20 protein-coding genes are annotated in these 23,044 nt (G+C 66.3%); 16 read left to right on the top strand and 4 right to left on the bottom strand.

From position 1 onward, the window contains the following. Position 1: 1 nt before the first annotated feature. The 9 genes from ACIP0B_RS11750 (at position 2) to ACIP0B_RS11710 (ending at position 12,845) form a co-directional block, all read left to right on the top strand. A complete protein-coding gene (locus ACIP0B_RS11750) occupies positions 2–1,057 on the top strand; it encodes a beta-ketoacyl synthase (protein ID WP_400832039.1) in 1,056 nt (351 codons plus the stop codon). Continuing rightward, positions 1,054–2,349, top strand: a complete 1,296-nt coding sequence (locus ACIP0B_RS11745) for a beta-ketoacyl-[acyl-carrier-protein] synthase family protein (RefSeq protein ID WP_400832038.1) — start codon at positions 1,054–1,056, stop codon at positions 2,347–2,349. Before ACIP0B_RS11750 ends, ACIP0B_RS11745 begins: the two co-directional genes overlap by 4 nt. A 2-nt stretch (positions 2,350–2,351) precedes the next feature. Beyond that, the gene (locus ACIP0B_RS11740; RefSeq protein WP_400832036.1) at positions 2,352–3,554 is read left to right on the top strand and encodes a beta-ketoacyl synthase N-terminal-like domain-containing protein; all 1,203 of its coding nucleotides are present in this window, start codon (positions 2,352–2,354) and stop codon (positions 3,552–3,554) included. Positions 3,555–3,608: 54 nt separating this feature from the next. After that, complete coding sequence (locus ACIP0B_RS11735; RefSeq protein WP_400832035.1) at positions 3,609–6,479, top strand: aminotransferase class III-fold pyridoxal phosphate-dependent enzyme; 2,871 nt, start codon at positions 3,609–3,611, stop codon at positions 6,477–6,479. 9 nt (positions 6,480–6,488) lie between these two features. Beyond that, positions 6,489–7,226 carry a 3-oxoacyl-ACP reductase family protein gene (locus ACIP0B_RS11730; protein WP_400832033.1) on the top strand — a complete coding sequence of 246 codons (738 nt, stop codon included), beginning with the start codon at positions 6,489–6,491 and terminating at the stop codon, positions 7,224–7,226. Beyond that, positions 7,223–7,987 (top strand): SDR family oxidoreductase, encoded by a 765-nt coding sequence (locus ACIP0B_RS11725; RefSeq protein WP_400832031.1) that lies wholly within the window; start codon positions 7,223–7,225, stop codon positions 7,985–7,987. Before ACIP0B_RS11730 ends, ACIP0B_RS11725 begins: the two co-directional genes overlap by 4 nt. Positions 7,988–7,989: 2 nt before the next feature. Further along, positions 7,990–9,288, top strand: a complete 1,299-nt coding sequence (locus ACIP0B_RS11720; RefSeq protein ID WP_085578339.1) for a DUF1302 family protein — start codon at positions 7,990–7,992, stop codon at positions 9,286–9,288. A 68-nt stretch (positions 9,289–9,356) separates the two neighbouring features. Next, positions 9,357–10,193 (top strand): outer membrane lipoprotein-sorting protein, encoded by an 837-nt coding sequence (locus ACIP0B_RS11715; protein WP_400832029.1) that lies wholly within the window; start codon positions 9,357–9,359, stop codon positions 10,191–10,193. Between the two features lie 36 nt (positions 10,194–10,229). Then, a complete protein-coding gene (locus ACIP0B_RS11710; RefSeq protein WP_400832027.1) occupies positions 10,230–12,845 on the top strand; it encodes an RND family transporter in 2,616 nt (871 codons plus the stop codon). Between the two features lie 69 nt (positions 12,846–12,914). Here the strand turns inward: ACIP0B_RS11710 and ACIP0B_RS11705 are convergent, their stop codons facing one another. From ACIP0B_RS11705 to ACIP0B_RS11695, 3 genes are all read right to left on the bottom strand, one after another. Then, entirely contained in the window at positions 12,915–13,325 is a 411-nt protein-coding gene (locus ACIP0B_RS11705; protein ID WP_085578343.1) for a MerR family transcriptional regulator, read from the bottom strand. 209 nt (positions 13,326–13,534) lie between these two features. Next, on the bottom strand, positions 13,535–14,116 hold the full coding sequence (locus ACIP0B_RS11700; protein WP_170929982.1) for an NAD(P)H-dependent oxidoreductase: 582 nt from the start codon (positions 14,114–14,116) through the stop codon (positions 13,535–13,537). Positions 14,117–14,168: 52 nt separating this feature from the next. Beyond that, on the bottom strand, positions 14,169–15,059 hold the full coding sequence (locus ACIP0B_RS11695; protein ID WP_400832024.1) for a LysR family transcriptional regulator: 891 nt from the start codon (positions 15,057–15,059) through the stop codon (positions 14,169–14,171). A gap of 272 nt (positions 15,060–15,331) precedes the next feature. On the opposite strand from ACIP0B_RS11695, the gene ACIP0B_RS11690 reads away from it, so the two are divergent. Beyond that, positions 15,332–16,096 carry a sulfite exporter TauE/SafE family protein gene (locus tag ACIP0B_RS11690; RefSeq protein WP_400832023.1) on the top strand — a complete coding sequence of 255 codons (765 nt, stop codon included), beginning with the start codon at positions 15,332–15,334 and terminating at the stop codon, positions 16,094–16,096. On the opposite strand, the gene ACIP0B_RS11685 is transcribed toward ACIP0B_RS11690, so the two are convergent. After that, a complete protein-coding gene (locus ACIP0B_RS11685) occupies positions 16,086–16,400 on the bottom strand; it encodes a putative quinol monooxygenase (RefSeq protein WP_400832021.1) in 315 nt (104 codons plus the stop codon). The genes ACIP0B_RS11690 and ACIP0B_RS11685 overlap by 11 nt on opposite strands. Before the next feature lie 198 nt (positions 16,401–16,598). Here ACIP0B_RS11685 and ACIP0B_RS11680 point away from each other — a divergent pair, with 198 nt between their 5' ends. The 6 genes from ACIP0B_RS11680 (at position 16,599) to ACIP0B_RS11655 (ending at position 23,031) form a co-directional block, all read left to right on the top strand. Further along, the gene (locus ACIP0B_RS11680; protein WP_085578351.1) at positions 16,599–17,189 is read left to right on the top strand and encodes an NAD(P)H-dependent oxidoreductase; all 591 of its coding nucleotides are present in this window, start codon (positions 16,599–16,601) and stop codon (positions 17,187–17,189) included. A gap of 147 nt (positions 17,190–17,336) precedes the next feature. Beyond that, positions 17,337–18,248, top strand: coding sequence for a LysR substrate-binding domain-containing protein (locus tag ACIP0B_RS11675; protein ID WP_400832019.1), 912 nt, complete (start codon positions 17,337–17,339; stop codon positions 18,246–18,248). Between the two features lie 523 nt (positions 18,249–18,771). Then, positions 18,772–20,493 (top strand): carbamoyltransferase, encoded by a 1,722-nt coding sequence (locus tag ACIP0B_RS11670; protein ID WP_400832018.1) that lies wholly within the window; start codon positions 18,772–18,774, stop codon positions 20,491–20,493. A 63-nt stretch (positions 20,494–20,556) separates the two neighbouring features. Further along, positions 20,557–21,732, top strand: a complete 1,176-nt coding sequence (locus ACIP0B_RS11665; RefSeq protein WP_400832016.1) for an MFS transporter — start codon at positions 20,557–20,559, stop codon at positions 21,730–21,732. Continuing rightward, positions 21,698–22,396 carry an HAD family hydrolase gene (locus tag ACIP0B_RS11660; RefSeq protein ID WP_400832014.1) on the top strand — a complete coding sequence of 233 codons (699 nt, stop codon included), beginning with the start codon at positions 21,698–21,700 and terminating at the stop codon, positions 22,394–22,396. The genes ACIP0B_RS11665 and ACIP0B_RS11660 overlap by 35 nt, the downstream gene beginning before the upstream one ends. Continuing rightward, a complete protein-coding gene (locus ACIP0B_RS11655) occupies positions 22,393–23,031 on the top strand; it encodes a YdcF family protein (RefSeq protein ID WP_400832013.1) in 639 nt (212 codons plus the stop codon). Before ACIP0B_RS11660 ends, ACIP0B_RS11655 begins: the two co-directional genes overlap by 4 nt. Positions 23,032–23,044 lie beyond the last annotated feature (13 nt).

Raw genomic sequence — 23,044 nt, 5'->3', positions numbered from 1 at the left:
GATGAACAGCGTCTTTATCCACGCGGCAGCGGTGCTGAACGCCGCCGGCAGCGAATGCGCCGATCTGCTGGGTGCGCCGACGGCTGCGCAGCCGTTGCCCTTCGATGCCGGGCGCCGGGCCTTTGCAGTGGCGCCGCCGCGCCTGGCCGGCAACCTGTTCGACCGCAAGATCCAGCGCAGCGTCGAGCCCCAGGGCCTGCGCCTGCTGCACTGCGCCGCCCGGCTGGCCCCGGCGCTGGAAGCCCTGGCCCTGCCGCCGGAACGCATCGCCCTGACGGCGGCCATTCCGGAGGTCGACGCGCCGAGCCCGTGCTGGGACGCGGTGCGGGCCATCGCTGAGCAACCGCAGAAAAAGGTCGCGCAACTGCTGGCCAACACGCCGCCGCTGCACGCGCTGACCCTGCTCAACAGCAGCGTGATGGCCTACGTCGCCGAGGCGCTGCACTGCCAAGGGCCGATGGGCGGTTTCTGTTCCGGCGACAACGCCGGACTCGATGCGCTGATCGAAGCCAGCCGCCAGATCGGCGAGCAGAGCGCCGATGCGGCGTTGGTGGTCAGCAGCAGCCCGAACCTGACGCCGGCGCTGTACCTGCGCGAGGCGGATCCGTCGGGCGAGCCGGTCCACGGTGAAGGCGCCGCTGCCTTGCTGCTTTCCGCCAGCCCTCCGTCCGGTGCCGGACAGGTGTTGCGCGTCGCCGGATTCGCCCGGGGCTACACCCGCGATCCGCAGCGGGCGCAAGCGGTCGGGCGGCGGGTCATCGAGCAGGCGCTGAGCGAGGAAAGGCTGCGTCCCGGCGATGTCGGCCAAGTGGTGGGCAATGTCGACGACCCGCAGTTGCTGAATCTGTTCGACGGGCTGCCGAGGGCGGTGCGCAGCATCCTGCCGATGACCGGCGACCTCGGCGCCAGCACGCTGCTGACCGAAGCGGCCCTGACTCTGCACCAAAGCCGGGATGCGGCGGCTGAGCCCGGCTACACGCTGCTGGTCAGCCACAGTCGCGGCGGCCATTGGGGCGCCTTGCTGCTGGCCTGCGAATCCATGGAGAAGTACGCATGAGCACGACACGGATTGTGATTACCGGCATGGGGGCCGTGACCGGGTTCGGTTTCGAATGGCAGACCCTGTGGGAGAAAATGCTCGGCGGCGAACATTGCGTGCGGCCCTGGCAACCGGACGACCTCGGCGAGGAACCGTTCCCGGTGCGCTACGCGGCCGCCGTCGACATGGCGCTGATGCCGCAGCGGCTGCAAGGCCACCCGGCCTGGGACATGCCGCTGGAACGGCGCAGCCGGTTCGGCTGGGTGGCCGCGACCCAGGCGGTGGCCGACAGTCGCCTGTCGCCCGGCCAACTGCGCGATGCGGCCGTGCTGTGCGCGTCCGGCGCGCCCCAGCACATGCTCGCCGACATGCTGCTGGCCCAGGCCCCGGACGGCCGCGAGCCGGACTGGTCGCACCTGATGAGCCGTTCGGCGCAGGTCAGCGGTGAAGGTTCGCTGCGTCAGGGCAACGACCGCCTGGCCCGGGTGATCGCCGACGACCTGGGCTGCGAAGGCCCGGTGATCAACATCAGCAGCGCTTGCGCCGGCGCGGCCCAGGCCATCGGCAACGCGTTCCAGATGATCCGCCGCGGCGAGGTGAGCGTGGCGCTGGCCGGCGGCGCGGACTCGGTGCTCAACCTCGACACCATGGCCGCGCTGTACCTGCTCGGCGCCGCCTCGGGCGAGCAGCGTTGGGGCGCTGATCTGTGCCGTCCTTTCGACCGTGACCGCAGCGGTCTGATCGCCGGTGAGGGCGGCGGCTTCGTCGTGCTCGAAAGCCTTGAGCACGCCTTGGCGCGCGGGGCGACGCCCTATGCCGAGGTGCTCGGTTTCGGCAGCAGCCTGGACGCCTACAAGGTCACCGCGCCGCAACCGGAAGGCCGGGGCGCGGCGCTGGCCATGCAGGCGGCGCTGGACGACGCGGGACTGCGCGCCTCGCAGATCGACCTGATCAACGCCCACGGCACGTCCACGCCGCTCAATGACGTGGCCGAAACCCTGGCGATCAAAAGCGTGTTCGCCGAACAGCGCCACTACCGCTCGCTGGCGGTGAGCGCCAACAAGTCGCAGTTCGGCCACCTGATCGCGGCGGCCGGAGCGCCGGAGTGCATCGTCACGGCCCTGGCCTGCCTGAACGACCTGGTCACGCCGACCGTGAACCTGCACCACGCCGATGAGCAGTGCGACCTCGACTATTGCCCCGGCGAAGCGGTCAGCCGCCGGGTGGATTTTGCGCTGAGCAATTCCTTCGGCTTCGGTGGCCTCAATACCTCGCTGGCGCTTGGCAAATACCGGGAGCAAGGACAATGAACATGGACTCTGTACAGGTTGCCGTCGCCGGCAGCGGTTGCGTGCTGGCCAGCGGGCGGGGCACGGAGCACCTGTGGTCGGCCGCCGTCGAGGGGCGCAGCGGCATCGTGCCTTTGAGCTCGCCCCTGTTTCGCAGCGAGCGGATCGCCGCGTTCGGCCATGTCAGCGAGCAGGAGCACCAGCGCAGTCGTCAGGATGTTCCGCAGAACCTTCAGCGCTACTGCCCGCCGGCGGTGATCTGGGGCGTCAGCAGCGTGCGCCAGGCGTTGGCCGAGGCCGGGCTCGAGCCGGGCGCCGACGGCCTGCGCTACGGACTCTATTGCTGCCAGGGCGGCTACACCCATCCGTCGGTGGCGTCCTACGGCGAACTGCTGGACGAATGCCGCGACGCCTCCGGTGCCGACATGCAGCGCCTGGCGCAGCGGGTGCTGCAGGAACGCGCGCTCGATCCGTTCCTGGTGCTCAAGAGCCTGAGCAACGGCTTGCTCGGCATCGTCAGCCTGGCGCTGAAGCTGGAGTGCGAATGCAACGCCTACATGCAAGGTGTGGCCGGCAACCTGGCCGCTCTGCGCGAGGCGCGGGCCGCCCTGCAAAGTGGTCGCATCGATGCGGCGATCGTGGTCGGCGCCGGCAGTGAGCTCGACCCGCTGGCGCTGGCCGCACTGGCCGAGGCCGGGGCCATCGGCACCGACGGGCCGGTGAGCCTGCGCGCGTTCGACCGTCAGGGCCGCGGCGGAATCGCCGGCGAAGGTGCCGCCGCATTGATCCTGCGCCGCGTCGACGATTTGCCGCCGGGGCCGCAGGTCTGCCTGGCGGAGCTGGCCGCGCACCCGCGCCTGGCGTCGTTGAACCTGCCGGACAAACAGGTGGATCTGCTGATCGGCAGCGCCAGCGGCGATCCGCAGCAGGACGCCGACCTGGCCCGCACGCTGGCCCGCACCGGCGCCGCGCACATCACCAGCGGCGTCGGCGTCACCGGCCTGCTCAGCGGTGCGCCGAGCCTGGTCGATCTTATCCTGGCCCGCCAGGCCCTGGTCGCCCAGTGCGTGCCGCCGGTCATCGGCCTGGAGCAGCCGGTGGATCCGCACCTGCCGTTCGTGGCCGGCGGACGCCGGGATGCGGCGCTGCTCGATTGCTTGATCGTCAACCGCGACACCAACGGGTTCAGCGCCTGTTACCGACTCGATTTACGGGCGGGCGACTGACCGCCCGAACGCAATGCATCGCCTCTCGATTTTTACCCAAGGGATATGACTGTCATGGATTACCGCGATTACGTACGTCCGAAATTCGTTGAACTGATGCAGGCCCTGGGCCTGGAGTGCCAGTTTCACCGGGCATTGGGCAGCAAACTGTTCTACCGCGACCCGCAGGGCGCGGAAGTCACCGTCACCGACTTCCTCGGCGGCTACGGCGCCGCGCTGTACGGCCACAACGATCCGCAGTTCGTCGATCAGCTCTGCGGCCTGCTGCGCGCCGACGTGCCGTTCAACGCGCAGATGTCCGTGCGCGGTGCGGCAGGGCAGTTGGGCCGTGAGTTGAGCGAAGCGTTCAACCGCGAACTGAACAACACCGAGCGCTACATTTCGACCTTCTCCAACAGCGGCGCCGAGTCGGTGGAGATCGCCGTCAAGCACGCCGAGTACCGTCGCCAGAAAAACCTGCAGAAGGCGTTCGACGAGCGCGACTTCGCCTTGGCCGAGCTGACCGCCAGCGACAAGGCTTATGTCGAGCTGGAGGTCGATGACCTGGAGCTGCCGCCAGGCCTGCTGCCGGCCCACCTGACCACCGTGACCGTGCGTCAGGTGGTGGAGGCGGTGCGTCAGCACAACCTGGCGCAACTGCACGTCGAGCCGGTGTTCCTGGCCGTGCGCGGCAGCTTCCACGGCAAGCTGGTGAACACCGTCCAGCTGACCTACGGCAAGCAGTACCGCAAGCCGTTCGCCCGGTTCGGCCTGAACGTGGAGTTCATCGACCCGCATCAGCCGCAGCAGCTTCAGGAGCTGCCGGCCCGCCATCAGCGCCACTGGCTGAACCTTGAGTGGGACGGCGAAACCTTGCAGGTGCGCCGCGACGCGTTCAGCGCGATCACCGCCGTGCTGCTGGAGCCGATCCAGGGCGAGGGCGGGATCAACGAGTTCGCCGGTGCGTTCTACCTGGGCCTGCGCAAGCTGTGCAACGAGCAGCAGTGCCCGCTGATCATCGACGAAGTGCAGTCCGGCTTCGGCCGCACCGGCACCTTGCTCGGCGCCAGCCACTTCAACTTGCAGGGCGACTACTACTGCCTGTCGAAGGCCCTGGGCGGCGGCCTGATGAAAATCGCCGCGACCGTGATCCGCGCCAGCCACTACGAAGTCGATTTCAGCTACATCCACAGCTCGACCTTCGCCGAGGACGACGTCTCCTGCCACATCGCCCTGTCGGCCCTGCGCCGTCTGTTCGAGAACGACAGCGCGATGCTCAAGGACGTGGAGCGCAAGGGCGAGTACCTCAAGTCTTCGCTGCTGGAGCTCAAGGCGGCGTACCCGGACGTGATCGCCGATGTGCGCGGGCGCGGGCTGCTGCTGGGCTTCGAACTGCATGACCTGACCGGCAGCAGCTCGCTGGTGCAGGCCTCGGCGCAGTACAACGATGCGCTGGGCTACATCATCGCCGGCTACCTGCTGCAGTTCGAATCCCTGCGCGTGGCGCCGTCGGGCAGCAACGCCAACGTGATCCGCCTGGAGCCGCCGGTGTGCATCACCTTCGAGGAGATCGACGGCCTGATCGGCTCGCTGCAGAAGGTCTGCGACATGCTGCGCCGCCGCGACGCCTTCCCGCTGGCCGCCGGCGTGCTGGCCGGCACCGTCCCCGGCGTGCCGGCCCGCGACACCCGCTTCAAGGGGGACGAAAGCCTCCCAAAGCCTGACGCGAACGTCCGCGTGGTGGCGCGCGTGGCGTTCATCAACCACCTGATCGACGCCGACATGCTCAGCGATGTCGACCCGTCGCTGGCCACCCTCAGCCCCGAGCAGAAGCGCGAGTTCATCAAGCGCATGGCCCCCGAGCGCCGCGCTGCGCCCATCGGCCCGGTGCAGATCCGTTCGAAGCTCGGCACGGCTGTGGAATTCACCTTGTACCCGTTGTGCATGCACTCCGACGCCATGGCGGACTACATCGCCAGCGGCGACCTGGAGACCATCCGCGACGAGGTCGGCAACCGCATCCGCGATGCCCGCGCCGACGGCTACAGCGTGGCCGGCCTTGGCATGTACACCTCGATCGTCACCAACAACTGCCAGGCGCTGAAGATTCCCGACATGGCGCTGACCTCCGGCAACGCGCTGACCATCGGCATGGGCCTGGAAGCCATCGAGCAGGGCTGCAAACAACAGGGCCTGGAACTGGCCCGGCAGACCGCGGCGGTGGTCGGCGCCGCCGGCAACATCGCCTCGACCTACGCCTCGCTGCTGTCCGCCGGCGTCGAGCACCTGATCCTGATCGGCAGCGGCCGCGACGGCTCCCTGCGCCGGCTGGAGAAGACCGCGCAGCAGATCTACGCCGACGCCGCCCGGGTGATCCTCAAGGGCGTCGCCGCCGATGACCGCCTCGCCAGCCGCCTGCAAGGGCTCGACGGCATGGACGCCTTGCTGCAGGCCCATGGCGCCGGCGCCGACCTCGGTCAGCGCGTGGCGAAACTGGTCGAAGAGCGTCTGGGCGCGAACGCGTTCATCACCGTCAGCAACGACCTTGCGGCGCTGAAGCAGGCGCGGATCGTGCTGTGCGCGGCGAACGCTCCGCAGGCGTTCCTCGGTGCCGGGCACTTTGCCGAGAACAGCGTGATCTGCGACATCGCCGTGCCGCTGAACGTGGACCAGAACCTCTCCGGCGAGCGCGCCGACGTGCTGTACATGCACGGCGGCATCGTGCAGACGCCGCTGGGCGACGGTCTGGCGCCGAACGTGCGGGCCTACCTCAAGGAAGGCCAGCTGTACGCGTGCATGGCCGAGTCGGTGCTGATGGGCCTGTCCGGCATGAAGCAGCACTACTCGTTCGGCGACATCAGCCGCGAGCAGGTGCAGCAGATCCGTGCGCTGGCGGCGACCCACGGCTTCGGCCTGGCGCAGTTCAAAACCGACAACTCGCTCTAAGGAACGGTCATGGCAAACAAAGTGGCAGTGGTGACCGGCGGCAGCCGGGGCATCGGCCGGGCGCTGGTCCAGGCCCTGGCCGGGGCCGGCTATCAGGTCGCCTTCAGTTATGTGCGTGACGAGGCGGCGGCGATGGAGCTGCGCGGGCAGCTCCAGGCCCAGGGCGTCGATTGCCTGGCGCTGCAATGCGATGTCGCCAGCGCCGACAGCGTCCGCGCGTTCTTCGAGCGGGTCGAGGCGCGCTTCCAGCGCATCGACCTGTTGGTGAACAACGCCGGCATCACCCGCGACGGCCTGCTGGCGACGATGCCGGCCAAGGACATCGTCGAGGTGATCCAGACCAACCTCGTCGGCACCCTGCTGTGCTGTCAGCAGGTGGTGCCGGGCATGATGCGCCAGCGCGGCGGCTGCATCGTCAACATCAGTTCGGTGGCGGCGCAGAAACCCGGCAAGGGCCAGAGCAATTACGCCGCCGCCAAGGGCGGGGTCGAAGCGCTGACCCGCGCCCTGGCGGTGGAGCTGTCGCCGCGCAACATACGGGTGAACGCGGTGGCGCCAGGCATCGTCAAGACCGAAATGAGCACCGCGCTGATCGGCAGCCAAGAGGAGGAAATCCAGTCGCGGCTGCTGATCAAGCGTTACGCCGAGCCTGAGGAAATCGCCGAGGCGGTGCTGTACCTCGCCGAGCGCGGCCTCTACCTGACCGGGGAGGTCCTGCCGGTCAACGGCGGGCTGAAGATGCCATGAGCCGCACCATCCTGATCACCGGTGCCGCCAAAGGCATCGGCCGCGCCGTGGCCGAGGCCTTCGCCGCCGACGCCGGCAACCGCCTGATCCTGCTGGACCTGGATCTGCCGCAGCTGCAAGGCTGGCTCGATGCGCAGCCGCAGCGGATCCGGGCGCAGGTCGAGACCCACCGCGCGGACATCGCCGACCTGCCGGCCATGGAAACGCTGTTCAAGGCCCTCGGCAAACAGGTCGCGCAGGTCGATGTGCTGGTCAACAGCGCGGGCATCTGCAACGAGAACGAACCCGATGACCTGCTCAACTGGCACCGGGTGATTTCGGTCAACCTCAACGGCACGTTCTACGTCACCTCGCTGTGCCTGCCGCTGATGCCCGACGGCGGCCGGATCATCAACATGTCGTCGATCCTCGGCCGCGCCGGCAAGGTGCGCAACACCGCGTACTGCGCCTCCAAGCACGGCATCGTCGGCATGACCAAGGCGCTGGCGCTGGATCTGGCGCCGCGCCGGATCACGGTCAACGCGATCCTGCCGGCGTGGATCGACACGCCGATGCTGCAAGGCGAGCTGGCGACGCAGGCGGCGATGGCCGGGCTGACCCAGGAGCAGATCCTGCGCAACGCGAAGAAGAAACTGCCGATGCGCCGTTTCATCGAGAGCGAAGAGGTGGCGGCCATGGTGAGCTACCTGGCCAGCCCCCAGGCGGGGGGCGTGACGGCCCAGAGCCTGGTGATCGACGGCGGCGTCGGGTTGGGAATGTAGCGATGCCCAGACTTCACATCAGCCGGGCCGCCTGGGCCGCCGTGGCCTGCCTGAACGCGGGGCCGGCGCTGGCCGGCCTCACGGCGCAGGACCTGCAGCCGGACTACGCCGACGCCGAGGTCGGCGTGGCCACCGCCGTGCGTCTGCACGGCGACGACCGGGTCACCCAGAAGGCGGTGTATTTCAAGGCCAACCTGGAGGACAACTGGGACGGCGGCTACTACAAGGCCAAGGGCCGCGTGCGCTATGACGCCCGCTACGACGGCAGCAACCCCTACGGCGAACGGGCGCGGGACAAGTACCGCTTCGACGCCGACTGGCGGCACCTGTACGTCGGCCATTCGTTGGGCGACGGCGAGGTGACCGTCGGCTGGCAGCAGGTGGTCTGGGGCCGGGCCGATGAACTGCGGGTGCTCGACCAGATCAACCCGCTGGACTACCGCGACGGCCTGACGCCGTTGCTGGAGGACAGCCGCATCGCCGTGCCGATGGTGCGCTTCGCCCAACCGGTGGGCGAATGGGAACTGGAGGCGCTGTGGATCACCGGTTTCGAGAAGAACCGGCCGCCGGTGGCCGGCAGCGAGTTCGACGCGCCGCTGTTCGCCGTGCCGGATCCGCAGTATTTCCTGGTCGACTCCAAGCCCGGCTACGACGGTGACCAGGGCTTTTCCTACGGGCTGAGCGCCAACGGCCGGATCGGTGCGGTGGACACCAGTTTCGTCGCCCTCAACGCCCGCCAGCAGGATCCGGTGTACGCCGTCGAAGGCCTGGCCGAAGACGGCCGCACGCGGCTGGAGCGGCGGTTCCCGCGCTACACCATGGGCGGTGCGGGGCTGGCGATCGATGCCGGCCACAGCATCGTGGTGCGCAGCGAAATCGCCTGGTTCGACCGCTGGCGGGTCACCAACCCGACCCGCGGCTACGGTGCCGACAGCACGCCGATGGTCAAGTCGCTGCTGGGCGTCGACTACCTGTTGCGCGACTGGCTGATCTCCGCGCAGTGGCAGCGTCAGCAATTGGTCGACTGGCAGGCCGGCATGGTGCAGGACAAGCTCGACCACCTGTTCACCCTGTCGGCCGAAGGCACCCACTGGCAAGACCGCCTCAAGAGCCGGCTGGTGGTCGCCGCGTCGCCGCCGTTCCACGACGATGCGCTGCTGCAAGGCATCTTCACCTACAAACCGGTGGACTGGATCAAGCTCGGGCTGGAAGTCGACGTGTTCTTCGGCAAGCCGGACCGCTCGTTCGGCGAGTACAGCGACCGCGATCAGGTGCGGCTGTCCGCCGGCTATCTGTTTTGACCCCAAGACGCCTGCGTGCCCCGGCGTACAGGCCTGAAACGACTCAAACAACGAAAAGGGAAGCTCACATGTTGCCGCTACTGAAAACCATGACCGCCGCCGCGCTGATCCTCGGTGCCGCCTGCGCAACCGCCGCCGACAGCAAGAACGCCGACGACATCATCCAGAAGGTGCGCGACCGCAACGACGGCACCAGCTTCATGTCCCAGGTCTCGCTGATCCTGCACGACAAGAAGGGCAACACCCGGGTGCGGGAATTCACCTACCTGCAGAAGGATTACCCGGACAGCGACAAATTCAGCATGTACTTCTCCGCGCCCACCGACGTGCGCGACGTGGCGTTCCACATCGAGAACCCCCACGAACCCCTGGGCCTGGAAGACAGCCAGTGGATGTACCTGCCGGTCAGCCGCCAGACCCGGCGCATCTCCACCACCGACAAGCGCGGCTCGTTCATGGGCAGCGAGTACTCCTATGCCGACCTGGACAAGATCCGGGTCAAGGACTACTCGCAGGTGCTGGTCGGCGAAGAGCAGGTCAAGGGCCGCGACTGCTACGTGATCGAGCGCGAACCGGCCTCCCCGGAGGTGCTGGCCAAGACCGGCTACAACAAGCTCAAGGTGTGGATCGACAAGGGCAACTTCCTGGTCATGCGCCAGGACTTCTTCGACATCAAGGGCGTGCTGATCAAGCAGATGCGCACCCAGAAGGTCGAGACCATCGATTCGATCGACAGCATCGTGCTGAGCGAGACCGAGCACTTCATCGACGGCACCCGCTCGGAGATGCGCTTCAACCAGTTGCAGTACAACGTGCCGCTGGAAGACCGCCTGTTCACCCAGACCGCCATCAAGCGCGGCCTGAAGACCGGTGACCTGCCCGAGTTCGCCGTGTCCGCCCGCTAACCGGGCGCCGCCCCGAAGACCCTGGAACGCATGATCATGGAAAGATACCTGAACTTCGTCGAGCGCCATGCGCGGGCGATCGTTTTCCTGCTGGTGGCGATCACCGCGTATTTCACCTATACGCTGGGTGCGCTGGTGTCCGACACCAACCCTTATCTGCTCAAGGACACCCATCCGGCGCGCAAGACCATCATCGACCTGCAAGGTGAGTTCACCGGCACGTTCGACTCGGTGATGGTGGCGCTGAACAACCCGCAGACGGTGTTCAACAAGGACACCCTCAACGCGCTGTTCTCGCTGTCGCAGTCGGTGCGCAAGATGATCCTGGCCAATGACGCCGACAAGGAGCAACTGGCGCAGATCGTCGCCGGCCATCCCGACGACAGCCGTGCGCAGCTGCTGACGCGGGACATTCTGGAGGACGGCTTTTCCCAGAACGACTACGCCCAGGCCAAGGCCCTGCGCGACCATGCCCAGAGCGAGGGCTGGGATCCGCACGACCAGCTGTTCCTGACCTTCCTGGCCGAACGCATCAACCCGATCCGCGAAATGGCGTCCATGGGCGACCTGGAGAACATCGTCCTGACCGACGGCGGCGAGCTGCTGATCCACAAGACGCTCAACGCCTACGACATGGATCCGGCGCTGGTCGAATCGCAGATCATGGGCAACGAGCTGATGGTCGACGGGGTGGTGTCCAAGGACAAGAAAGTCGCGATGCTGGTGGCCGAGCTCGGCACCAAGCAGGACGACGCCCAGGCCCAGCTGCGCGCCTACCAGATCGTGCGCGGCCTGGTCGCGCAGTACCAGGCCGAGCACCCGGCGTACAAGGACGAGATCTTCATCGCCGGGATGCCGATCTTCATTGCGGCCCAGCAGGAAATCATCGACCACGACCTCGCGGTGCTGTTTCCGATCGTGTTCCTGCTGATCACGCTGCTGCTGATCTTCTTCTTCCGCAAACCGCTGGGCGTGCTGCTGCCGCTGTTCAACATCCTGTTCTGCACCATCTGGACGCTGGGGCTGATGGCCCTGTGGCGGGTGCCGTTCGACCTGCTCACCAGCGTGCTGCCGGTGTTCCTGTTCACCATCTGCTGCTCGGACGCGATCCACGTCATGGCCGAGTACTACGAGCAGAAGAACGCCGGCAAGAGCAACCGCGAGGCCAACCGCCGCACGCAGCGGCTGATGGTGGTGCCGGTGGTGCTGACGACCGTGACGACCATCGCCACGTTCCTGATCTCCACCACCAACAACATCGTCAGCATCCGCAACTTCGGGGTGTTCATGTCCATCGGCCTGACGGCGGCGCTGATCATTTCGCTGCTGCTGATTCCGGCCTGGATCTCGATCTGGGGCAAGGATCCGACGGCGCAGGCCAAGGTGGCCGTGCACAAGGAGTCGGTCATCTCGCGCTATCTGGTGGCGTTCTGCGCGTGGATGATCCGCTTCCGCAAACCGATCCTGGTGGTGCTCGTGCCGTTGCTGGCGCTGGCGACGGTGTTCACGTTCCGCGTCGACATCGAAGACTCCGGCATCGCCTACTTCAAGCCGGACAGCCACATCCGCATCTCGGACCAGTTCATCAACCACGCCAAGGTGGCGGGCACGGCGCCGGGCTGGATCGCCATCGACAGCAAGGAACCCCGTGGCGTGCTGACCACCGAGACGGTGCAGTTCATCGACCGGCTCGACCGCTTCATCAAGCAGCAGCCGAACGTGAGCTACGGCTATTCGCTGGCCACCTACGTCAAGCGCATGAACCTGGTGCTCAACGACATGAACCCCGAGTACCTGCGGGTGCCGGACGCGGTCGAGAAGGTGTCCTCGGTCAACGACGACGGGCAGGTCGAGCAGTTCGAGGTGACGGGCAACTCACTGATCGAGCAGCACGTGATGCTGTTCGAGAACGGCGGCGGCTCGGACCTGAACAACGTGCTCAACGCCGACTTCTCCAAGGCCTTGACCCTGTACACCATGACCTCGTCCGTCGCCAGCGACTACCAGGGCATGCTGGACCGCCTCGACGCCTGGCTGCTGGTGAACAAGCCGGCCAACCTGGAGGTGACCCATGCCGGCACGCCGCTGATCTGGACCGGCGTGCTGCAGGAGATCACCCAGGGGCAGGTGCTGAGCTTTTCCCTGGCGCTGGTGGTGGTCACGCTGATGATGATGTACTGGCTCAAGTCCGTGCGTCTGGGGCTGCTCGGCATGCTCACGCTGCTGACCACGTCGGTGACGGTCTACGGCTTCATGTTCCTGTTCCGCATCGAGCTGAACATCGGCACCACGCTGGTGACGTTCCTGGTGGTCGGCGTGGTCGACTACGCGGTGCACCTGCTGTCGCGGATCAAGCTGCTGGTGCAAGAGGGCGTCGAAATCGATGCGGCGATTCTGCAGGCGATGCACAGCGTCGGCCGTTCGACGGTGATCAACGTGGTGATCTTCTCCGTCGGCTTCATGGCCCTGCTGTTCTCCGACTTCAAGCCGATCGTCGACCTGGGGGCGCTGGTGGCCATGGCGCTGTTCTCCAGCGGGGTCATGACCATCGTGCTGGTGACGCTGGTGTCGCCGTGGTTCTTCGGGGCGGTCGTTCCGGTGGCGCAGGTGGCCGACACACACGCTGCCGGCGGGGAACCGGCCCTGAACTGATTCGGCGAAAACCGCTCCCGCCGGCCCTGGTACGGCCTGCGGGAACGGTCACCCGGTGCAGCAGGACATTCAGTTCAGTGTGTTGCCGGAGTTTTTTTCGCCCTGGCGGGCGATGCGCTCGAATTGACACTCTTGGCGCGCATCGCTGAGGTTGTTCTCAAAGGCTTCCAGGCCATCGTGCAACTGCCGCAATTCGCCGATCCGGGCTACCAGATCGGCTTTTTTTTCGGCGATCGCCTGCTGCGCCATGTCCCAGGGGAACACGTCGCCGCGGTAGCTGTTGAGGATCACCTGAAGCTCCTTGAGCTTGAAGCCCAATTGCTGGGCGCACTTGATGAACGTCAGCACCTCGACGCTCTCCTGGCTGTAGATCCGGTATTTGCCCTCACGCCTGGGCTCCGGCAACAGGCCGATCTCTTCGTAGTGGCGAATGCTTTTGACTGTGGTGCCCGACAGCTGGGCGGCTTTGCCGATATACATAAAGGTCCGTCTCGATGATCAAACAGGGCTGATGCGCGACCAGGCCTCATGCCTGACCGGGGGCGATCATACCGTGGATAACATGGAGAGGTTGCGGCTGCGTGCTTATGACGCGCGCAGCCGACCGACGGTCCCTGGCCGCAAAGAACCGCAAGGGACCGCAGAGGGGCTGACGGCGGTGCGCCGTCAGCGGAACCGGCAGGGCGGGGTCAGCTGGCGGCGGCGGTCACGCGCGCCTGCTCCAGCCAGATGTCGCGCTGTTCCGGCTTCGAGCCGAGGATCGGGCCGAACGTCAGCGTCTTGATCGGTTTGATGCCGCAGAACTCCAGGGTGGTCTTGCGCATCTGGTGCAGGCCCGGCATGCGGTAGATCCACTTGTAGTACCAGGGCGGCGTGTCCATGGTCACCAGCAGGTGCGCGGTGCGGCCCTTCAGCAGCTTGTCCGGGAAGGCCTTGCCCTTGCGGTACTTGAAGGCGAAGCCGGACAGCAGGATCCGGTCGAGGAAACCCTTGAACAGCGCCGGAATCCCGCCCCACCAGATCGGGTACACGAAGGTCAGGTGCTCGGCCCAGGTGATGTCGGCCTGGGCCTGGAGCAGATCCGGCTCCAGGGGCTGGGGCTTGTTGTAGCCTTCGTGCAGCACCGGGTCGAAGTCCAGCGTGTCCAGGCGCAGCAGGCGCACGTCGTGGCCGGCCTCCTTGGCGGCCTGGACATACGTCTCGGTCAGGGCGCCGCAAAAGCTGTCGGTGGAAGGATGCCCCAGAATCACGAGCATTCGTTTGCGCATCATGTGTACTCCTGAAATGAAGCCCTCAGGATAGAGTCTGCCCCTAACGGTAGAGTCAAGGCGTTCCCGGCGTCAGCGCGTCCAGCAAGGCGCGGGCGTAGGCGGGCAGGTGGCCGAAGTCGCGGGCGCAGAGGTGGAGCCGGCGGTTGGCCCAGTCCTCGGACAGGGCACGGTGGAGGATCCGTCGTTTTTGCGCCGAGCGCTCCAGCGCCGCCAGCGGCACGATGGTCAGGCCGGCGCCGTGGGCGACCATGCGGATGACGCCGTCGAAACCGTCGGCGCGCATCCGGATCGCCATGCGCTGGCCGATGTGCAGCGCCTGTTCCTCCAGGTGGATCGCCAGTGCGCTGGCGGCGCCCAGGGCCACGTAGTCGTGGCTCAGGGTCTGGGCGAAGGTGAGCGAAGGCCGCTCGGCCAGCGGATGCCCCGGCGGCAGGATCAGCACCAGCGGATCGTCGCGGAAGAAGCGGGTCTGCAAGCCTTCGCGGTCCACCGCATCCGACACGATCCCCAGATCCGCCGCCCCTTCGCGCAAGGCGTGGGTGATGCGCGCGCTGGGCAGTTCCTGCAGGTCGATGTCGAGGTTGGGGTGGCGGCACAGGAAATCCGCCAGGGCTTCGGGCAGGTATTCGGTGACGGCCGTGGTGTTGCACAGCAGGCGGATCCGGCCTTTGACGCCGTGGGCGTAGTCGGACAGGTCCTGCTGCATGCGCTCGGCCTGCTGCAGCAGGATCCGCGCATGGTGCGCCAGCGCCTTGCCGGCCGGCGTCGGGGTGACACCGCGGCGGCCGCGTTGCAGCAGATCGGTGCCCAGCGAGGCTTCCATGGCGCGGATCCGCGCACTGGCGGCGGCCAGCGACAGGTGGCTGCGGTCGGCGCCGGCGGTGATGTTGCCGGCGTCGAGGGTGTGCAGGAAGAGGCGCAGGTCGGTGAAGTCGAAGTGCATCGGAGAGTCTCGGGCAGTGTGTCGTTTGCACCGGCCCTATCGCCAGCAGGCTGGCTCCCACAGGGACTGTGGTGTTCCCCTGAATTGTGGGAGCCAGCCTGCTGGCGATGGGGCCTGTGAGGTCGTCCTGTCTACCGCATCCCCCTGTGGGAGCGGGCTTGCCCGCGATGGGGCCAGTGGCCTCAGCACTATTCTCAGCCTCTTGGTTTGCAATAGACTGCCTCAGTATATGGCAGATTTCCAAAGCATCCGGCCAGGCGCACAGTGGCGCCATGAACGCCTACCTCGATTTCTACCAGAACCTCGGCATTGTCCTGTCTTTGCTGGTCGTCGCCACCTTCTTCCTCGCCGGCTCGGTCAAGGGCGTGATCGGCCTCGGCCTGCCTACGGTCGCCATGGGGCTGCTCGGCCTGGCTATGGCGCCGGCGCAGGCAGCGGCGCTGCTGATCGTCCCGGCGACCCTGACCAACCTCTGGCAACTGGCCTTCGGCGGCCATTTGCGCGGGCTGATGAGACGCCTGTGGCCGATGCTGCTGTCGATCTTCCTCGGCACCGGCGTCGGCACCCTGTGGCTCGGCATGGCGGGCGGGCATTGGGTCGTGCGCGGGCTCGGCGCGGCGTTGCTGCTGTATGCGCTGTACGGATTGTGGCTGCCGGCCCTGCGGGTCGGCCGTCGGCACGAACCCTGGCTTGGTCCGGTGTGCGGCGCGGTGACGGGCGTCATCACCTCGGCCACCGGTGTGTTCGTGATTCCGGCGGTGCCTTACCTGCAAGCGTTGGGCTTGAGCCGCGACGGGCTGGTGCAGGCGCTGGGCCTGTCCTTCACCGTGTCGACCCTGGCCCTGGCCGCCGGCCTGTTCTGGCGCGGCGCCCTGGGCGGCGGTGAGCTCAGCGCTTCGCTGCTGGCCCTGGCGCCGGCGATGCTCGGCCTGTGGTTCGGCCAATGGCTGCGCCGGCGGATCAGCGCCACGCTGTTCAAGCGGGTGTTCTTCATCGGTCTGGGCGCGCTCGGCGCCCATCTGCTGGTCAGCGGCTAGCCGACGAGGCGCTGAGCATCTCGATCGGACGGATGTCGAAATCCCGCTCCAGGTACTCCATGCGCTGCGCCAGGAACTGCTGCATGTGCGGCAGGTTCGAGTGCACGTCCAGATCCGCCTGGGACGCCCAGATCTCGTAGAAGATGAACAGGGTCGGATCGTGCTTGTCGCGCAGCATGTGGTACTCGATGCAGCCTGGTTCGGCTCGGCTCGGCTCGACATGGGCGCGGAAGAACGCCTCGAAGGCCTCGGCTTTTTCCGGGCGGGTCTTGGCGTGCAGGATGAAGCCCTGGCGTTCGCTCATCGTTCGGTTCCTCAAGTTGAAGTGGCGGCCAATGCTACGGCACGAATCGTTGGGTGATTCGTGATTTTCGGTCAAATGTCATTTGCGCAACCGTCGCTTATTCCGCGCGGGGCGGACCGTTAACCTGCCGCCATTCCTTCACTTCCCTTCTCCATCCGGCGAGTGCGCCGGGCATTGGAATCCGATCGAGGCTGACCCATGAAAAAAGTCCTGTTGCTCAACGGCGGCAAAAAATTCGCCCACTCCGACGGCCGCTACAACGCCACCCTGCACGAGGCGGCGCTCGCCGTGCTCGACCGCGGCGGCCTCGACGTCAAGACCACCTTCATCGACGAGGGCTACGACGTGGCCGAAGAGGTGGCCAAGTTCCTCTGGGCCGATGTGATCATCTATCAGATGCCGGGCTGGTGGATGGGCGCGCCGTGGACGGTGAAGAAGTACGTCGACGAAGTGTTCACCGCCGGCCACGGCAGCCTCTACGCCAGCGACGGCCGCACCCGGTCCGACGCCTCGCAGAAGTACGGCAGCGGCGGCCTGATCCACGGCAAGCAGTACATGCTGTCGCTGACCTGGAACGCGCCGCAGCAGGCCTTCGAGGATCCGACCGACTTCTTCGAGGCCAAGGGCGTGGACGCCGTCTACTTCCCGTTCCACAAGGCCAACCAGTTCCTGGGCATGACCGGGCTGCCGACGTTCCTGTGCGTGGACGTGATGAAGCGCCCGAACATCGAGGCCGACGTGGTGCGCTACGAGCAGCACCTGAAAGAGGTGTTTGGCCTCAAGGCTTGAGTGTTTCGGGCTACTATCGAGCACTGGGCCTGTGGCGAGGGAGCTTGCTCCCGCCGGAGCGCGCAGCGATCCTCCAGGATTTGCGGCTGCTGCGCAGCCGAGCGGGAGCAAGCTCCCTCGCCACAGAGCATTCGATAGAGGACATCCGTGAAAGCCAGATCCGATGAGTTGCAGATTTTCGTCTGCGTGATCGAATGCGGTTCGATCTCCGCCGCCGCCGAGCAGGTCGGCCAGACGCCGTCGGCGGTCAGCCGCACGCTGTCGCGCCTGGAGGCCAAGCTCGAAACGACGCTGATCAACCGCACCACCCGGCGCATGGACCTGACCGAAGAGGGCAAGTACTTCTTCGGGCAGGCCAAGCGCATCCTCGACCAGATGGACGAGCTGGAAGAACGGCTCATTTCCCGCCACCAGACCCCGTCCGGACGGCTGCGGATCAACGCCGCCTCGCCGTTCATGCTGCACGCGGTGGTGCCGTACGTCGACGAGTTCCGCCGCCTCTACCCGGACATCCTGCTGGAGCTCAACAGCAACGACCTGATCATCGACCTGCTGGAGCAAAGCACCGACATCGCCATCCGCATCGGCACCTTGGCCGACTCGACGCTGCACGCCCGTTCGCTGGGCTGCAGCCCGCTGCTGATCGTCGCCAGCCCGGCGTACCTGGCGGCCCACGGCACGCCCGCCGAAGTGGCCGACCTGAGCCGGCACGTCCTGCTCGGCTTCACCCAGAACGAAGGCCTCAACCAGTGGCCGCTGCGCCATGTGCACGGCGACCGCTGGCCGGTCACCCCGGCCATCGGCGCCTCCAGCGGCGAGACCGTGCGCCACCTGGCGCTGGAAGGGCAGGGCATCGCTTGCCTGTCGCACTTCATGACCATCGACGACATCCGCGCCGGGCGCCTCAAGGTCGTGCTGGCGCAGTTCAACAGCGGTTACCGGCAGCCGATCAACGCCGTGTACTACCGCAACTCGCAGCTGGCGCTGCGGATCCAGTGCTTTTTGGACTTCATCCAGGGCAAGCTGGCGGCCTATGCCAGTGCGGACTTCAAGGGCTGAGCACGCTTCCGGATACACAAACAAACCTGTAGGAGCGAGCCTGCTCGCGATTGCGGTACGTCAGTCGACATTGGCATCGACTGACCCTACGCCATCGCGAGCAGGCTCGTTCCTACAGGATTTCGTGTGTCTTGATTTGTGCAAACCTTTGGAAACAAAAGACTTCGGGCGGCATTTAAATTTTAGGTCGCGTTTGGCGGGCGCTCCGCACAATTGCGTCTAGGCTGATTTCCGGACAGGCAGATTCGATACTGCAGGTTCGGCACCCACTCGTTGTCAGGCATGAGGCCGAGTCAGTGGGTTACCCCCCGTGGAGTTTTTTTTTCAAAAGGAATTGGCGATGACCATGCGCACTCATGATGCCCTCCCCTAAAGGCATGTCCCGGCGAACGTAACCGCTTCGCCTCCTCACTTGTTAACGACCTTCGGCCACCGACGGCCGGAATGCGCCACAGGCCCGGGCTCCGCATGCCTGGCGCACGGGCGCGCTCATCCATGAAGTTGGCAACAACAGGGAACAGTCATGCTCATTCTAGGGATCACCAACAACGATCTGTCGGGCGCCTGCCTGGTGCGCGACGGTCAGATTCTGTCAGCGGTCAGTGAAGAGCGCTTCACCCGGATCAAGGACGACAAGGTCTGGCCTGCCCGGTCCATCGAGTTCGTGTTGAGCCATGCCGGCGTCTCGCTGGAGGATCTCGACCATGTGGCGTACGGATGGAACGCCGGCTTCAATGCCGACAAGCACATCGAGCTGTACTTTGACCGCATCGTCGATGAAGTGCGGAACAACCCCGAGGGCCTGGCCCAGTTCCGCCAGCGCATCACCGACGAGGTGCGCAACGATAAGGAGAAGCGCGCCGAGTTCGACCGGTTCATCGCGGACAACGGCCTGGTCGGCAAGGCCTGCTTCATCGACCACCACGAGTGCCATGCCCTCGGCGCCTATGTCTGCTCGCCGTTCGACGAGGCGCTGACCCTGACCTGCGACGGGCGCGGCGACTTCCAGTCCCTGACCGTGAGCTGGTACGGCCCGAACGAAACCACCGTGCTGCAGCGCGAGACCAGCATCGACAGCCTGGGTTACTTCTATGGCCGGATCACCCGCCTGCTGGGCTACAAGCCCAACCGGCACGAGGGCAAGGTCACCGGGCTGGCCGCGTTCGGCGACCCGCAGAAACTGCTCGGCGTGATGCAGCAGATGATCCGGTTCGAAGACGGGCGCATCAGGGCCGTCTGCGGCGACCTGTTCTTGCCGTCCTACAACCATTACGGCGAAAGCCTGGAAGCGTTGTTCGCCCATGAGACCCCCGAGGACATCGCGGCGGCCGCCCAGCGCCACACCGAAGACCTGCTGGTGGCGACCGTCACCCATCACCTGGCGCAGCGCGGCAGCGCCGCCCTGTGCCTGGCCGGCGGCGTGTTCGGCAACGTGAAGCTCAACCAGCGCCTGCGCGAGATCCCCGGCGTCAAGGACGTCTACGTGCTGCCATGCATGGGCGACGGCGGCCTGGCGTTGGCGGCGGCGGTGGGGGCGGCGTACCTGAAGGACGGCACCCGCTTCCGGAACCCGTCGATGATGCTCGGGCCGGAGTCGCGCAGCGTCTCGCAGAACATCAACCTGATCCACCGCGACTACCCCGAGCTCGGTTACCACACGCCGTCGAACCTCATCGAGGTGCTCACCGAGGCGTTGCAGGAAAACCAGGTGCTGGGCATGTTCAAGGGCAAGATGGAGTTCGGCCCGCGTTCGCTGTGCAACCGCAGCATCGTCTACCACGCGCAGGATGCCGAGGTGAACGACTGGCTGAACAAGCGCATGCACCGCACCGAGTTCATGCCGTTCGGCCCGGTCACCGCCCTCGAACAGGCCGCGGCCTGCTACGTCGGCTGGGACGAAAGCCAGGTGGCGGCGGACACCATGACCATGACCTACGATTGCCATCCGCAGTTTCGCGAGGCGAGCCCGGCGGTGGTGCACATCGACGGCACCGCGCGGCCGCAGGTCATCCGTCCGCAGGCCGACCCGTTCATGCATCGCCTGTTGACCGCCTGGCACGAGAAAACCGGCCAGGCGGCCTTGATCAACACCTCGTTCAACCGCCATGAGGAACCCATCGTCTGCACATCGCAGGACGCGCTGGACGCGTTGAAGGAGGGGATGGTCGATCTGGTGGTGATGAGCGAATCGCTGATCGTCTGGCGCAAGGGCAAGAACAGCTTCACCCAGCACCGTTTCGAATAGACGCAAGACCGACAGCAGGGCTCCGCCGGAGCCCTGACCGGGGGCAAGTCCTATGGATGACGCATGTATCTGATCTTTTTCGGTTTCTTTGCGGCGGAAGGGATCATCTATCCGTTCTGGCCGACGTGGCTGGATTCGCTGGGCTTCAGCGCCAGCCAGATCGGCCTGCTGATTGCGGCAGTGTACTGGCCGCAGGTGGTGACCGGGGTGCTGATCACCTACGTGGCCGACTGGCGCGTGGACCAGTTGCGCCTGGCCGCCGCGCTCGCGTGCGCGGCGGCGCTGTGCACGCTGCTGTTCCCTTTCCTGCCGGTGCACCTGTGGGGATTCGTGTGCCTGAGCATCCTGTTCGGCGGGCTGTGGATGGTGGTGCTGCCACTGTCCGAGTCCTATCTGCTCAAGCGCGACAAGCAGGCGCTGCAAAACTACGGTTGGGTGCGGGCGGTGGGCTCCTCGGCGTTCATCCTGACGTCGACCCTCGGCGGCCTGCTGTTTGCGCGGCAAGGCCAGTCCTGGGTGCCGCTGGTGATCGCGGCCAGCATGGGCGTCACCGCCGTGGCATGCCTGCGGCTCAAGCATCGGGTGTCGCGCACGCCGCAGGCGTCGGCCGGGCGTGCGGTCAAGCGGCCGGACTGGAAAGCGCTGTTCGCCCGCAAGCCGCTGCTGATCGCGATTGCGGCGGCCAGCTGCATTCAGCTGAGCCACACCCTGTACTTCTCCACCGCCTCGATCGGTTGGGGCGTGAAGGGGTACTCCCCAAGCTGGATCGGCGCGTTCTGGGCGCTGGCGGTGCTGGCGGAAATCACCTACTTCGCGTTCTCCAACAAAATCCTGGCGCGCTGCCCGGCGTTGCCGGTGGTGATGTTCTCCGGTGTCTGCGCGGCCGTGCGCTGGGCGTTCTTCTCCGACAGCGACGCGGTGTCGCTGATCGTGCTGGGGCAATGCCTGCACGCCCTGAGCTTCGCCGCTTACCATGCGGCGATCATGCGCCTGATCCGCGATCACGCGCCGCAGGACATCCAGGTCTTCACCCAGGGCGTCTACTATTCGCTGGCCGTCGCGTTGCCCATGGGGCTGGCCACGCCGTTCGCCGGCTACCTGTACGAGACGCTGCCGCAGTGGTCCTATCGCGTCATGGCCCTGTTCGCCCTGGCCGGCACGGCGCTGGCCTTCATCGCCCACCAGAGAATGCGAAGTGCAACGGATGACACCACGAACGTTTACAGCCGTCTGCTTTGACATGGACGGCGTGCTGATCCAGTCCCGCGAGGTCATCGAACTCGCCTGGACGACGGTGGCGCGCCAATACGCAATCGCCGTCGACCAGGCGTTCATCGACGAGCACATTCACGGCCGTCCGGGCGGCTACACCTTGCAGGCCCTGTTCGGCCGCTTCGACGAGCGCAAGCGGGCGGCGATCAAGCAGGAAGTCGACGCCATCGAGGAACGTTCCGCGTGCTCGCTGGTGCCGGGCATCGCCGAACTGATCGACCGGCTCAAGGGCCGCGTGCCCATGGCCCTGGTGACCAGCAGTTGGCGGGCGCGGGTCGAACACGTCCTGCAACAGCATGACCTGGCCTCGGCCTTCGACACCATCATCTGCCGTGACGATGTGCGCCACGGCAAACCGGCCCCGGATCCTTATCATTTGGCGGCCACACGGCTGGGCTGCCGAAGCGATGAATGCCTGGTCTTCGAAGACTCCGTCAGCGGCGTGCAGTCGGCCACCGGCAGCGGCGCGCTGTGCATCGGCATCGGCGACGACCCGACCCTGACCGGGCATGGCGCCGCGTGCGCCTATGCCGATTTCACCCGGCTGCCGGTCTCGCTGGCGCAAGGACGGGCCCATGGCTATGCCGACGGCGGCCTGGTCCTCGGTGTCCGGGAGGTGGTCCTCTCATGACGCCGACCCTCAAGCACGCCAGGGTCCTGTGGGACTTTCTCGGGTCGGGACGCGGGCACGAGTCCTGCGAGCTGATCGTGGTCTGCGGCTCCTACGACCTGCGGGTCTGCGACTACGCCTGCGAGCTGCTCAAGCGCGGCGTCGCCCCGCACCTGCTGTTCACCGGCGACACCGGCAACTGGACGAAGCATTTGTGGGAACGTCCCGAAGCCGATGTCTTTGCCCAACGGGCCCTTTTGCTGGGGGTGCCGGCGGAGCGGTTCACCCTGGAGCGCCGTGCCACCAATTTCGCCGAGAACATCGCGTTCGCCAGGGCGCTGTTTCCGGACGTGCGCCGGGCGACCTTCCTGACCAAACCCAATTCGATCCGACGCGTGGCGTTGACCTTGCCCGTGCAGTGGCCGGAACTCGACGCGTGGGTGGATGCGCCGGCGTTCGGCTTTCCCGACGGGGTCAGCCATTTGATCGGCGTGCTGGGGCTGATCGACGAAATGGTCGGGGATGTGCACCGGATCATGGTTTACCCGTCGCTGGGCTTTCAGGTCGGGCAGGAAATCCCGGAAGATGTGCAGGTAGCCTGGCGCTACCTGATCGAGCAGGGATTCGATCACCATTTGATCAAGGGAAGGCACTGACGCTGGCCTGATG

The organism is Pseudomonas sp. NPDC089534, assembly GCF_044749305.1.
In the GTDB taxonomy this organism is placed as follows: Bacteria; Pseudomonadota; Gammaproteobacteria; order Pseudomonadales; family Pseudomonadaceae; genus Aquipseudomonas; species Aquipseudomonas ekonensis.
This window is presented reverse-complemented; position numbering and strand designations above follow the sequence as displayed.